Genomic DNA, 13,085 nt, shown 5'->3' on the forward strand with positions numbered 1-13,085 from the left:
TCACTCCCGATGGTCGTGGGTCTGGGTGATACGGCCCTGTTCCACGTGGAACAGAGCGACTGGCGTTTCCGTCTGCCAGCCTTCCCTCAATAATTCGTGATCTACACAGGTGATGAAAACCTGGCAGCGTAAGTCTTCCAGCAAGCGGCACAGCGCACGGCGGTGACTCTCGTCCAGCTCGGACGGCAAGTCATCCACCAGATAAATACACTGACCGCGGCGGGCCTGGCTGACCAGATGCCCTTGGGCAATCCGCAGTGCACAGACCACCAACTTTTGCTGACCCCGCGACAAGATGTCCGCGGCGTTGTGTGCGCCCAATCTGAGGCGCAAATCAGCCCGTTGCGGTCCGGCCTGGGTATGGCCCATTTGCTGATCCCGTTGTACGGAACCGGCGAGTACGGCGCTCAATTCCCGGTCTTTGTCCCAGCCTCGGTAATAGCTGAGCGTCAAACCCTCGAGCTCAACCAGTTCGCTCAAGGTCTGTTCGAAGACCGGTTTCAAGGCTGTGATGTAAGCGCGGCGGTATTCATCGATTTCAGCGCTAGCCTGGCACAGTTCCCTGTCCCAAACCGCTTGCGAAACGGCGTCAAGTGTACCATGCCGCAGCCAGGAGTTTCTCTGGCGCAAGGCCTTCTGCAAACGCTGCCAGGTCGCCATGAAACGCGGTTCGACGTGGAACACACCCCAGTCGAGAAACTGCCGGCGAATCTTCGGCGCACCTTCCAGCAGACGGAAGCTGTCCGGATTGATCAACTGCAGCGGCAGGATCTCCGCCAGTTGCGCAGCGCTACGGGCATTCTGGCCGTCGATGCGGATCTGGAATTCGCCCTGACGGTCGCGGGAAATCCCCAGCGCGCTATGCCCGCCCTCAGCCAGTTCAACCTGGCCGAATACGGTGCAAGCCAATTGTTCGTACTGGATGACCGGCAACAGCCGCGTGCTACGAAACGAACGGGCAAGCCCCAGCAGGTGTATGGCTTCCAGAACACTGGTTTTGCCGCTGCCGTTGGCGCCGTAAAGAATATTGATGCGGGGAGAGGGGGAGAAGGTCACCGGGTGCAGATTGCGCACCGCGGTGACCGAAACACGACTTAAGGACATCCAGATTCAGCTGATTACAGACGCATCGGCATGACAACGTAAGCCGAGTCGTCATTGTCGGACTCTTGCACCAGCGCACTGCTGTTGGAGTCGGACAGGATCAGGCGAACCTGCTCGGTGGTCATCACGCCCAGCACGTCGAGCAGGTAGCTGACGTTGAAGCCGATTTCCAGGGAACCGCCGTTGTATTCCACGCCCACTTCTTCTTCCGCTTCTTCCTGCTCCGGGTTGTTCGCCTGGATTTTCAACTGACCGCTGGCCAGTTGCAGACGGATGCCGCGGTACTTCTCGTTAGACAGGATCGCGGTGCGGCTGAACGCTTCGCGCAGCGCCTGACGATCGCCCAGCACCAGCTTGTCGCCGCCCTTCGGCAGTACGCGCTCGTAGTCCGGGAATTTGCCGTCGACCAGTTTCGAGGTGAAGGTGAATTCACCCGTGGTCGCGCGGATGTGGTGCTGACCCAGGACAATGCTGACATTGCCGTCCGGTTCGGTGAGCAAACGCGCCAGTTCGAGGATACCCTTGCGTGGCACGATGACCTGGTGGCGATCCGGCTGACCGATATCGGCCTGCATCGAGCACATGGCCAGACGGTGACCGTCGGTGGCCACAGCGCGGATGATGCCGGCGGAAACCTCCAGCAACATGCCGTTGAGGTAATAACGCACGTCCTGCTGGGCCATGGCGAAACTGGTGCGCTCGATCAGGCGGCGCAGCTTGCTCTGCTCCAGGCTGCAGGTCAGCGAACCCGGGCCTTCCTCGACAGTAGGGAAATCGTTGGCCGGCAAGGTCGACAGAGTGAAACGACTGCGACCAGCCTTCACCACCAGCTTCTGCTCGTCGACCTTGATGTCGATCAGCGCATCGTTGGGCAGGCTTTTGCAGATGTCCATCAGCTTGCGAGCAGGCACGGTGATGGAACCTGTTTCAGCCGGCTCTTCAAGTTGCACACGACCGACCAGTTCGACTTCAAGGTCGGTACCGGTCAGCGACAGTTGCTGGCCTTCGACAACCAGCAGCACGTTGGAGAGTACCGGCAAGGTCTGTCGGCGCTCGACAACGCCTGCGACCAGTTGCAGGGGTTTCAACAGGGCTTCGCGTTGAATGGTGAAATGCATGGTCTAGTCCCTTGCCTTAATAAGCTGCGCTGGTGTTCATCAAGTGGTCAGTGTACGCAGCAGGTTCTTGTAGTCCTCGCGGATGTCCGCGTCGGATTCCTTAAGTTCGTTGATCTTGCGGCAGGCGTGCAACACGGTGGTGTGATCGCGGCCGCCAAACACATCGCCGATTTCCGGCAGGCTGTGGTTGGTCAGCTCCTTGGACAAGGCCATGGCCACCTGACGTGGACGAGCCACCGAGCGCGAACGACGCTTGGACAGCAGGTCGGAGATCTTGATTTTGTAGTATTCGGCGACCGTGCGCTGAATGTTATCCACAGAGACCAGCTTGTCTTGCAACGCCAGCAGGTCTTTCAGCGATTCGCGAATCAACTCGATGGTGATGTCGCGCCCCATGAAGTGCGAGTGGGCAATCACGCGTTTCAGCGCGCCTTCCAGCTCACGGACATTGGAACGAATACGCTGGGCAATGAAGAACGCAGCGTCGTGGGGCAGATCGACTTTGGCCTGGTCGGCTTTTTTCATCAAGATCGCCACGCGGGTTTCCAGCTCCGGCGGCTCGACGGCCACCGTCAGCCCCCAGCCGAACCGGGACTTGAGGCGCTCTTCAAGGCCTTCGATTTCTTTCGGGTAGCGGTCACTGGTAAGAATGACTTGCTGACCGCCTTCAAGCAAAGCGTTGAAGGTGTGGAAAAACTCTTCCTGCGAACGCTCTTTGCGGGCGAAGAACTGAATATCGTCGATCAGCAAGGCGTCCACCGAACGGTAGAAGCGCTTGAACTCGTTGATCGCATTCAGTTGCAGCGCCTTGACCATGTCAGCGACGAAACGCTCGGAATGCAGGTACACGACCTTGGCATTCGGGTTCTTCTTTAATAGGTGGTTACCCACCGCATGCATCAAGTGGGTCTTACCCAGGCCGACGCCACCATAAAGGAAGAGTGGGTTGTAGCCGTGCTTGGGGTTGTCCGCCACTTGCCAGGCCGCCGCACGCGCGAGCTGGTTGGATTTACCCTCGACGAAATTTTCAAAGGTAAACGTGCGGTTCAGGTAGCTGGTGTGCTTGAGCGCGCCTTCCACCTGGACCGTGCGCTGTTCAGCGCGGACCGGAGCCTGTTGCGAAGCGGCGCCGGACATGGGGTCGAAACTGTCGCGAGACGGTTCATCGCTGACTTCGGGGCTTTTCTGCGTCGAGCGCTTGGCGACCGGGGCTGGCGTCTGAGCTGGCGCCGGAGCGCTTACCGGCGCGGCATTGGCCTGAGCCTGGGACACCTGCGCGGCAGCCAGCGGCGCATTCGGCGCGGCACGCGGAGCGGAACTGCGTTTGCTGCCTATTAATAAGGAGAGCGCCGGCGCCATGCCGTTGCCATGCTCATCCAGCAGTTCAAGGACGCGCCCCAGGTACTTTTCATTGACCCAGTCGAGCACAAAACGGTTCGGTGCGTAGACGCGCAACTCGTCGCCTTCGGCTTCGACCTGTAGTGGACGGATCCAGGTGTTGAATTGTTGGGCAGGCAGCTCCTCGCGCAAAAGCTCCACGCACTGCTGCCAAAGTTCCACTGACACGGATATCCCCTAAGTTGAAAGCCGGTGAGGCAAAAACAAGCGGCCATTGTAGCGGCGAGCGGTTCACTTATCCACATGCAGGTTGCCCGCCGACCATGATTTATCAACGCCTTAAGTGATGAAAAAGCGACCAACGGCGTGTGCATAAGGTCTGTGGATAACCCCGACTGAGCTCACTGGACAACTGGGGGTTGAACTCGGTGGATAACCTGCCTGTGGATAAACAGCCATTCCACGCACAGCTTATCCGACAGCGCAGCACAGGCTTGTCACCGCTTACCACGGTAGTTGTCATTCTCTGTACACCTTGTCTTTAAAGGTCTGATGGCACTTATCCACAGAGGAAGGCGGGTCTAGCTTTTATAAGCTTTACAGAAAAGCTTTAAATAATTCCCTTCTTTATTTTTATGTATACCGGGCAGGTGTTCTGGCAAGACGAGCCCCGGATCTATTTATAAGGAAACGCTGGTTGGAAATTGACCTGAAGGCTTGCTTTCTCTAGAATCCCCGGTCTCTTAAAACGGGGGCCATTCCGGCCCGTTGTGGACGAACCAGGTAACACGACATGAAACGTACTTTCCAACCAAGCACTATCAAACGCGCTCGTACCCACGGTTTCCGTGCTCGCATGGCTACCAAGAACGGCCGCGCAGTCCTGTCGCGTCGTCGCGCCAAAGGTCGTGCGCGTCTGGCAGTTTGATAATCCGGTACTGGAGGTGAGTCAGGACTTCAGTCGGGAAAAGCGTCTGCTTACTCCCCGGCATTTCAAGGCAGTCTTTGACTCCCCTACCGGCAAGGTTCCGGGGAAAAATCTCCTGCTCCTTGCACGCAACAACGATCTCGATCACCCCCGTCTCGGGTTGGTTATCGGGAAAAAGAGCGTAAAGCTCTCCGTTGAGCGCAATCGCCTCAAACGTCTGATGCGCGAATCGTTCCGTCTGCACCAGGATTCACTGGTTGGCTGGGATATCGTTATCGTCGCGCGCAAAGGTTTGGGTGATGTAGAAAACCCCGAATTGATTCAGCATTTCGGCAAACTCTGGAAGCGTTTGGCACGCAGCAAGCCCGTTCCGGCAGTCAAAACCGAAACTGTAGGGGTAGACAGTACCGATGCGTAAACTGGCCCTCGTTCCGATCCAGTTTTATCGCTATGCCATTAGTCCTTTAATGGCCAGCCACTGTCGTTTCTACCCCAGTTGTTCCTGCTACGCGTATGAAGCCATTGAAAATCATGGCCTTCTGCGCGGTGGCTGGCTGACCTTTCGTCGTTTAGGTCGCTGTCATCCGTGGAATCCCGGTGGTTATGACCCGGTTCCACCTATCCCTACCTCCCGTTCTTCTTCGATGGCCGAGTAATCATGGATATCAAACGCACGATCCTGATCGTCGCCCTGGCAATCGTGTCCTACGTCATGGTTCTTAAATGGAACCAGGACTATGGCCAGGCTGCCCTGCCGACTCAGAATGTTGCTTCCAGTACGACTACATCCGGTTTGCCGGACACCGCCACAGGCACTAATGCTGCTGCCAGTGACGATATTCCGCGTGCCGCCAGCGATACCAGCGCACCTGCCGAAACGCCGGTCGCCGCCAGCAAGGATCTGATCCAGATCAAGACCGACGTGCTTGATCTGGCGATCGATCCACAAGGTGGCGACGTTGCCCAACTGACTCTGCCGCTGTATCCGCGTCGTCAGGATCGTCCTGATGTGCCGTTCCAGCTATTCGATAACGGTGGCGAGCGTGTTTATCTGGCACAAAGCGGTCTGATCGGCACCAACGGCCCGGATGCAAACCCGGCCGGTCGTCCGGTTTACTCCTCGGAGAAGAAGACTTATCAACTGGCTGACGGTCAGGACCAACTGGTCGTTGACCTGAAATTCAGCAAGGACGGCGTCAACTACATCAAGCGTTTCACACTGAAACGCGGCCTGTACGACGTAGCCGTTTCCTACATTGTGGATAACCAGAGCGCTCAGCCCTGGAACGGCGCAATGTTTGCCCAGTTGAAGCGCGACGCCAGCGCTGATCCTTCGTCGACTACGGCGACCGGTACCGCGACTTACCTGGGCGCTGCCCTGTGGACAAGTTCGGAGCCGTACAAGAAAGTCTCCATGAAGGACATGGACAAGGCGCAGCTCAAGGAAACCGTCACCGGTGGTTGGGTGGCCTGGCTGCAACACTACTTCGTGACCGCGTGGATTCCGGCGAAGGGCGAGAACAATATCGTCCAGACCCGTAAGGACAGCAAAGGCAACTACATCATCGGTTACACCGGTCCGACGTTGACCGCTGCTCCGGGTGCCAAGGTTGAAACCAGCGCTGTGCTGTACGCCGGCCCGAAAAGCCAGGCCGTGCTGAAAGAGTTGTCCCCAGGTCTGGAACTGACCGTCGACTACGGCATTCTGTGGTTCATTGCCCAGCCAATCTTTTGGTTGCTGCAACACATCCACGCCATTGTCGGTAACTGGGGCTGGTCGATCATCTTCCTGACCATGCTGATCAAAGGGATCTTCTTCCCGCTGTCGGCCGCCAGCTACAAATCGATGGCGCGCATGCGTGCCGTGGCGCCGAAACTGGCTGCACTGAAAGAGCAACATGGCGATGACCGGCAGAAAATGTCGCAAGCCATGATGGAGCTGTACAAGAAAGAGAAGATCAACCCGCTGGGCGGCTGCTTGCCGATCCTGGTGCAGATGCCGGTTTTCCTTTCGCTGTACTGGGTGCTGCTGGAAAGCGTGGAAATGCGCCAGGCGCCGTTCATGCTGTGGATCACTGACCTGTCGATCAAGGATCCGTTCTTCATTCTGCCGATCATCATGGGCGCAACCATGTTTATCCAGCAGCAGCTGAACCCGACACCTCCGGATCCGATGCAGGCGAAGGTCATGAAAATGATGCCAATCATCTTCACCTTCTTCTTCCTGTGGTTCCCGGCCGGTCTGGTGCTGTACTGGGTGGTGAACAACTGCCTGTCGATTGCACAGCAGTGGTACATCACGCGTAAGATCGAAGCGGCGACGAAAAAAGCCGAGGCGTAACTTGCACTGTGGATAACACCACTCAAAACGCCCCCTAGTGGGGCGTTTTGCTATCTGCCACTTTTGTCTGGATTCCGGTTTATGAGCACACCTCGTGAAACCATTGCCGCCGTCGCCACCGCTCAAGGTCGTGGTGGGGTGGGTATCGTCCGTATTTCCGGGCCGTTGGCCAGTGTTGCAGCGAAAGCCATCAGCGGCCGCGAACTGAAACCGCGTTACGCACATTACGGTCCATTTTTCAGTGATGATCAGCAGGTACTCGATGAAGGTCTGGCCCTGTATTTCCCGGGGCCGAACTCGTTCACCGGCGAAGACGTGCTGGAACTGCAGGGTCATGGCGGGCCGATCGTGCTGGACATGCTGCTCAAGCGCTGCCTGGAACTGGGCTGCCGTTTGGCGCGGCCGGGGGAATTCAGCGAGCGGGCGTTCCTCAATGACAAACTCGATCTGGCTCAGGCCGAGGCGATTGCCGATTTGATCGAGGCCAGTTCTGCCCAGGCTGCGCGTAACGCTTTGCGTTCACTGCAGGGCGCGTTTTCCCAGCGTGTGCATAACCTGACCGAACAGCTGATCGGTCTGCGTATTTACGTCGAGGCCGCCATCGACTTCCCGGAAGAGGAAATCGACTTTCTCGCCGATGGCCATGTCCTGAGCATGCTCGACAAGGTGCGTGACGAGTTATCCACGGTCCTTCGCGAAGCCGGGCAGGGTGCCCTGTTGCGCGACGGCATGACCGTGGTCATTGCCGGCCGGCCGAACGCCGGCAAGTCGAGTCTGCTCAATGCCCTGGCGGGTCGCGAAGCAGCTATCGTGACCGAAATCGCCGGCACGACCCGGGATATCCTGCGCGAACATATCCACATCGATGGTATGCCGCTGCACGTTGTCGACACCGCAGGCCTTCGTGACACTGACGATCATGTGGAAAAGATCGGCGTCGAGCGCGCATTGAAGGCTATCGGTGAAGCGGACCGCGTTTTGTTGGTCGTCGATGCAATCGCACCGGAAGCGCTGGATCCGTTTGCACTTTGGCCAGAATTCCTGGAAACCCGACCAGATCCGGCAAAAGTTACCCTGATCCGCAACAAAGCGGACCTGACGGGTGAAGCAATTACCCTGGAAACCAGTGAGGATGGCCATGTGACGATCAGTCTCAGCGCCAAGTCCGCCGAAGGACTGGATCTGCTGCGCGACCATCTCAAGGCCTGCATGGGTTACGAGCAGACTTCAGAGAGCAGCTTCAGCGCACGCCGTCGGCACCTCGAAGCGTTGCGTCACGCCAGTACGGCGCTGGAACACGGCCGTGCGCAGTTGACCCTGGCAGGCGCGGGAGAACTGCTGGCCGAGGACTTGCGCCAAGCTCAGCATTCCCTGGGGGAAATCACTGGCGCGTTTAGCTCTGATGATCTGTTGGGAAGGATCTTTTCCAGCTTCTGCATCGGCAAATAGTCCCTTCGCTACTCCCGGCAGGTCCGCTCGCGACCTGCCATCTCCCCTCTCAGCATTATTTTCGCTCGCTGTTTGTCTGACTTTTCGGTCCCGACAAGGATTTTCTGCGTCCGCGATTCGCCTTTTCAGTCAATATCTGTGGATTAAGCCCTGTGAATAACTGCCGCTAAGGTCGGTTGATAACAGGGCCTGAAAACTGGATATAAACCCCTCTGTGGATAACAACCTCTTTCATCCACAGGCTTACACCGGTTATCCAAGCCCCTCACTGGCACATGGTCACAGGGTTTTGAATCTCTGTACACATTGAATAATAAGGCCTGCGGCGATCTATCCACAGAAAGGTTGCCCAGTAAGAGTAAACATAAAAACAAAGGTTTTATAAATTTCTCTCTTTTTTATTCTTTTAATCTCGAGTTCTCCACAGCTGGTTAAATTTTGTGCAAAGGGTTCTTTAGGAAGGGCGAAGTCCCTATACTTATCGACCAGGTCCAGAAACCTGATCTCAAACTAATTCCTGAATGACCTACATAAGCAGGCACGAGGTGCGTGGTGGATTTCCCTTCCCGTTTTGAAGTGATCGTCATCGGCGGCGGTCATGCCGGTACCGAGGCAGCACTGGCCTCAGCACGTATGGGGGCAAAAACCCTGTTGCTGACGCACAACGTGGAAACCCTCGGTGCAATGAGTTGCAACCCGGCCATTGGTGGCATTGGCAAAAGCCATCTGGTCAAGGAAATCGATGCCCTCGGCGGCGCGATGGCCATGGCTACCGATAAGGGCGGCATCCAGTTTCGCGTGTTGAACAGCCGCAAAGGCCCCGCCGTACGGGCGACCCGTGCGCAAGCCGACCGGATTTTGTACAAAGCCGCTGTCCGCGAAATCCTGGAAAACCAGCCGAACCTGTGGATATTTCAACAAGCTGCTGATGACTTGATCGTTGAGCAGGACCAGGTGCGCGGTGTTGTCACTCAAATGGGTCTGCGTTTCTTCGCCGATTCCGTGGTGTTGACCACAGGCACGTTCCTCGGTGGACTTATCCACATCGGTTTGCAGAATTTCTCCGGCGGCCGCGCTGGTGATCCGCCATCCATCGCTCTGGCCCACCGTCTGCGTGAGCTGCCATTGCGGGTAGGCCGCTTGAAAACCGGTACGCCGCCGCGCATTGACGGCAAGTCTGTGGATTTCTCGGTGATGACCGAGCAACCTGGCGATACGCCGATCCCGGTGATGTCGTTCATGGGCAACAAGGAGCAGCATCCGCGGCAAGTCAGTTGCTGGATCACGCATACCAACGCTCGCACCCACGAAATCATCGCGGCGAACCTCGACCGTTCGCCGATGTACTCGGCTGCCGGTGAAATCGAAGGCGTCGGCCCGCGTTATTGCCCGTCGATCGAAGACAAGATCCACCGCTTTGCCGACAAGGAAAGCCATCAGGTATTCATCGAACCGGAAGGTCTGACTACCCATGAGCTGTATCCGAACGGGATATCCACAAGCTTGCCGTTCGACGTGCAATTGCAGATCGTGCAATCGATCCGCGGCATGGAAAACGCGCACATCGTGCGTCCGGGTTATGCGATCGAGTACGACTATTTCGATCCGCGCGATCTGAAGTACAGCCTCGAAACCAAAGTCATCGGCGGTCTGTTCTTCGCCGGGCAAATCAACGGCACCACCGGTTACGAAGAAGCCGGCGCCCAGGGTTTGCTCGCCGGGGCCAATGCCGCGTTGCGCGCCAAAGGCAAAGAAGCCTGGTGCCCGCGCCGCGATGAGGCGTACATCGGTGTGTTGGTCGACGACCTGATCACCCTCGGTACCCAAGAGCCGTACCGCATGTTCACGTCCCGCGCCGAGTACCGCCTGATCCTGCGTGAGGACAACGCCGACCTGCGTCTGACCGAAAAAGGTCGCGAGCTCGGCCTGGTCGATGACGCGCGTTGGGCGGCCTTCTGCAAAAAACGCGAGAGCATCGAGGTCGAAGAACAGCGTCTGAAAAGCACTTGGGTTCGTCCGGGCACGCCGCAGGGCGAAGCGATTGCGGCAAAATTCGGCACACCGCTGACCCACGAATACAACCTGCTCAATCTCTTGAGTCGTCCGGAAATCGACTACGCTGGTCTGGTCGAAGTGACCGGGCAGGGCGCAGAGGATCCACAGGTCGCCGAGCAGGTCGAGATCAAGACCAAATACGCCGGTTACATCGACCGTCAGCAGGACGAAATCGCCCGTCTGCGCGCCAGCGAAGACACGAAACTGCCTGTGGATATCGATTACACCAACATTTCCGGTCTCTCCAAGGAGATCCAGAGCAAGCTCGGTGCGACGCGTCCAGAGACGCTGGGCCAGGCTTCGCGGATTCCGGGTGTAACCCCGGCGGCGATTTCGCTGCTGATGATTCATTTGAAAAAACGCGGCGCGGGCCGTCAGTTGGAGCAAAGCGCTTGAGTTCTAAGGTCACTTCGCAGCACGCCGAAGAGTTATCCACAGGAGCCCGCGCGCTCGGTGTCCATCTGACGGAAACCCAGCATGAATTGCTGCTGGGTTACCTGGCCCTGTTGATCAAATGGAACCAGGCCTACAACCTGACCGCTGTGCGCGATCCGGATGAAATGGTTTCTCGTCACTTGCTCGACAGCCTCAGCGTGATGTCGTTTATTGAAAACGGCCGTTGGCTCGATGTCGGCAGTGGCGGCGGCATGCCCGGTATCCCGCTGGCGATCCTGTATCCGGACTCGCAAGTGACCTGTCTGGACAGTAACGGCAAGAAAACCCGCTTCCTGACTCAGGTCAAACTCGAACTGAAACTGGATAACCTGCAAGTTATCCACAGTCGTGTCGAAGCGTTCCAGCCTGATCAGCCGTTCAACGGGATCATTTCCCGGGCGTTCAGCAGCATGGAAAACTTCACCCACTGGACGCGTCACTTGGGCGATGCCAATACACGCTGGCTGGCAATGAAGGGCGTTCATCCGGCCGATGAGCTGGTAGCATTGCCGGCAGACTTCAAACTCGATAGCGAACACGCCCTGGCCGTACCCGGTTGCCAAGGCCAACGCCATCTGCTGATACTGCGCCGCACGGCATGATTGGGAACACAAGCAAGAATGGCTAAGGTATTCGCGATAGCGAACCAGAAGGGTGGTGTGGGCAAGACCACCACCTGCATCAACCTCGCAGCATCCCTGGTCGCGACCAAGCGCCGGGTGCTGTTGATCGATCTCGATCCACAGGGCAACGCCACCATGGGTAGCGGTGTGGATAAACACGGCCTGGAAAACTCGGTCTACGACCTGCTGATCGGCGAATGCGATCTGGCCCAGGCCATGCACTACTCCGAGCATGGCGGTTATCAGTTGCTGCCGGCCAACCGCGACCTGACGGCGGCCGAAGTGGTGCTGCTGGAAATGCAGATGAAGGAAAGCCGCCTGCGCAGTGCGCTGGCGCCGATCCGCGATAATTACGATTACATCCTGATCGACTGCCCGCCGTCGCTGTCGATGCTCACGCTCAACGCACTGGTTGCCGCTGACGGGGTGATTATCCCCATGCAGTGCGAATACTTTGCGCTCGAGGGGTTGAGCGACCTTGTGGATAACATCAAACGAATCGCCGAGCTGCTGAACCCGAACCTGAAGGTCGAAGGTTTGCTGCGTACCATGTACGACCCGCGCCTGAGCCTGATGAACGATGTCTCGGCACAGCTCAAGGAGCACTTCGGCGAGCAGCTCTACGACACGGTAATCCCGCGCAACATCCGCCTGGCCGAAGCGCCAAGCTACGGCATGCCGGCGCTGGCCTACGACAAGCAATCGCGCGGCGCGCTGGCCTATCTGGCGTTGGCGGGTGAGATGGTTCGCCGTCAGCGCAAAAATTCACGCACCGCCGCCGCTCAGGCAATTTAAGGAATCCCCATGGCCGTCAAGAAACGAGGTCTCGGACGTGGACTGGATGCACTGCTGAGTGGTCCGACGGTCAGCGCGCTGGAAGAACAAGCTGCGCAGGCCGACACCCGCGAACTGCAACACCTGCCGCTGGATCTGCTGCAGCGTGGCAAATATCAGCCACGCCGCGACATGGACCCGCAGGCGCTGGAAGAACTGGCGTCGTCGATCAAGGCCCAAGGCGTCATGCAGCCCATCGTGGTGCGCCCGATTGGCGGCGGACGCTTTGAGATCATCGCCGGTGAGCGACGCTGGCGAGCCAGCCAGCAGGCCGGGCAGGAAACGATCCCGGCCATGGTTCGCGATGTACCGGACGAGACGGCTATTGCCATCGCGCTGATCGAGAACATCCAGCGCGAAGACCTCAATCCGATCGAAGAAGCGGTCGCCCTGCAACGCTTGCAGCAAGAGTTCCAGCTGACCCAGCAGCAAGTGGCTGACGCTGTGGGTAAGTCGCGGGTGACTGTGGCTAACCTGTTGCGACTTATTGCACTGCCGGAAGTGATCAAGACCATGCTGTCCCACGGCGACCTGGAAATGGGTCACGCCCGCGCTTTGCTTGGTCTGCCGGACAATCAACAGGTCGAAGGGGCGCGACATGTTGTCGCACGAGGGCTGACCGTGCGCCAAACCGAGGCACTGGTTCGTCAGTGGTTGAGTGGCAAACCGGAGCCTGTGGAAGCAAGCAAACCCGACCCGGACATCGCTCGCCTCGAGCAGCGCCTGGCCGAGCGCCTAGGCTCTGCGGTGCAGATTCGCCATGGCAAGAAGGGCAAAGGGCAACTGGTTATTGGTTATAACTCGCTCGATGAGCTGCAAGGCGTGCTCGCACACATTCGCTGAAACAATTCCTCATGTAG

12 protein-coding genes are annotated in these 13,085 nt (G+C 57.9%); 9 read left to right on the top strand and 3 right to left on the bottom strand.

Annotation, left to right across the window (positions count from 1 at the left end):
• From recF to dnaA, 3 genes are read right to left on the bottom strand one after another with little or no spacing between them, the layout of a single operon-like run.
• Positions 1–1,104, bottom strand: a complete 1,104-nt coding sequence (gene recF, locus HU739_RS17610) for a DNA replication/repair protein RecF (RefSeq protein ID WP_016772389.1) — start codon at positions 1,102–1,104, stop codon at positions 1–3.
• A gap of 14 nt (positions 1,105–1,118) precedes the next feature.
• Positions 1,119–2,222 carry a DNA polymerase III subunit beta gene (dnaN, locus tag HU739_RS17615; RefSeq protein WP_186546224.1) on the bottom strand — a complete coding sequence of 368 codons (1,104 nt, stop codon included), beginning with the start codon at positions 2,220–2,222 and terminating at the stop codon, positions 1,119–1,121.
• A gap of 39 nt (positions 2,223–2,261) precedes the next feature.
• Complete coding sequence (gene dnaA, locus HU739_RS17620; RefSeq protein ID WP_186546223.1) at positions 2,262–3,788, bottom strand: chromosomal replication initiator protein DnaA; 1,527 nt, start codon at positions 3,786–3,788, stop codon at positions 2,262–2,264.
• A gap of 565 nt (positions 3,789–4,353) precedes the next feature.
• On the opposite strand from dnaA, the gene rpmH reads away from it, so the two are divergent.
• The 9 genes from rpmH (at position 4,354) to HU739_RS17665 (ending at position 13,068) form a co-directional block, all read left to right on the top strand.
• A complete protein-coding gene (gene rpmH, locus HU739_RS17625; RefSeq protein WP_003213577.1) occupies positions 4,354–4,488 on the top strand; it encodes a 50S ribosomal protein L34 in 135 nt (44 codons plus the stop codon).
• A 16-nt stretch (positions 4,489–4,504) separates the two neighbouring features.
• Positions 4,505–4,906, top strand: a complete 402-nt coding sequence (gene rnpA / locus HU739_RS17630) for a ribonuclease P protein component (protein WP_217844315.1) — start codon at positions 4,505–4,507, stop codon at positions 4,904–4,906.
• Complete coding sequence (gene yidD, locus HU739_RS17635) at positions 4,899–5,144, top strand: membrane protein insertion efficiency factor YidD (protein ID WP_010465488.1); 246 nt, start codon at positions 4,899–4,901, stop codon at positions 5,142–5,144. Before rnpA ends, yidD begins: the two co-directional genes overlap by 8 nt.
• A 2-nt stretch (positions 5,145–5,146) precedes the next feature.
• Positions 5,147–6,829 (top strand): membrane protein insertase YidC, encoded by a 1,683-nt coding sequence (yidC, locus tag HU739_RS17640; RefSeq protein ID WP_093096467.1) that lies wholly within the window; start codon positions 5,147–5,149, stop codon positions 6,827–6,829.
• An 81-nt stretch (positions 6,830–6,910) separates the two neighbouring features.
• Entirely contained in the window at positions 6,911–8,278 is a 1,368-nt protein-coding gene (gene mnmE, locus HU739_RS17645; protein WP_186546222.1) for a tRNA uridine-5-carboxymethylaminomethyl(34) synthesis GTPase MnmE, read from the top strand.
• A gap of 552 nt (positions 8,279–8,830) precedes the next feature.
• On the top strand, positions 8,831–10,729 hold the full coding sequence (mnmG, locus tag HU739_RS17650) for a tRNA uridine-5-carboxymethylaminomethyl(34) synthesis enzyme MnmG (protein WP_186546221.1): 1,899 nt from the start codon (positions 8,831–8,833) through the stop codon (positions 10,727–10,729).
• A complete protein-coding gene (gene rsmG, locus HU739_RS17655; RefSeq protein WP_186546220.1) occupies positions 10,726–11,370 on the top strand; it encodes a 16S rRNA (guanine(527)-N(7))-methyltransferase RsmG in 645 nt (214 codons plus the stop codon). Before mnmG ends, rsmG begins: the two co-directional genes overlap by 4 nt.
• Before the next feature lie 18 nt (positions 11,371–11,388).
• A complete protein-coding gene (locus tag HU739_RS17660; RefSeq protein WP_186546219.1) occupies positions 11,389–12,186 on the top strand; it encodes a ParA family protein in 798 nt (265 codons plus the stop codon).
• A 9-nt stretch (positions 12,187–12,195) separates the two neighbouring features.
• Positions 12,196–13,068 carry a ParB/RepB/Spo0J family partition protein gene (locus tag HU739_RS17665; RefSeq protein WP_186546218.1) on the top strand — a complete coding sequence of 291 codons (873 nt, stop codon included), beginning with the start codon at positions 12,196–12,198 and terminating at the stop codon, positions 13,066–13,068.
• Positions 13,069–13,085: the final 17 nt, after the last annotated feature.

Source organism: Pseudomonas hamedanensis (assembly GCF_014268595.2).
GTDB classification, from domain to species: Bacteria; Pseudomonadota; Gammaproteobacteria; order Pseudomonadales; family Pseudomonadaceae; genus Aquipseudomonas; species Aquipseudomonas hamedanensis.

What these genes read in the sequence shown, in the direction of transcription:
- HU739_RS17660 (WP_186546219.1), top strand. Translation starts at nt 11,389, where the DNA reads ATGGCTAAGGTATTCGCGATAGCGAACCAGAAGGGTGGTGTGGGCAAG.
- yidC (WP_093096467.1), top strand. Translation starts at nt 5,147, where the DNA reads ATGGATATCAAACGCACGATCCTGATCGTCGCCCTGGCAATCGTGTCC.
- yidD (WP_010465488.1), top strand. Translation starts at nt 4,899, where the DNA reads ATGCGTAAACTGGCCCTCGTTCCGATCCAGTTTTATCGCTATGCCATT.
- mnmE (WP_186546222.1), top strand. Translation starts at nt 6,911, where the DNA reads ATGAGCACACCTCGTGAAACCATTGCCGCCGTCGCCACCGCTCAAGGT.
- dnaN (WP_186546224.1), bottom strand. Translation starts at nt 2,222, where the DNA reads ATGCATTTCACCATTCAACGCGAAGCCCTGTTGAAACCCCTGCAACTG.
- rpmH (WP_003213577.1), top strand. Translation starts at nt 4,354, where the DNA reads ATGAAACGTACTTTCCAACCAAGCACTATCAAACGCGCTCGTACCCAC.
- recF (WP_016772389.1), bottom strand. Translation starts at nt 1,104, where the DNA reads ATGTCCTTAAGTCGTGTTTCGGTCACCGCGGTGCGCAATCTGCACCCG.
- HU739_RS17665 (WP_186546218.1), top strand. Translation starts at nt 12,196, where the DNA reads ATGGCCGTCAAGAAACGAGGTCTCGGACGTGGACTGGATGCACTGCTG.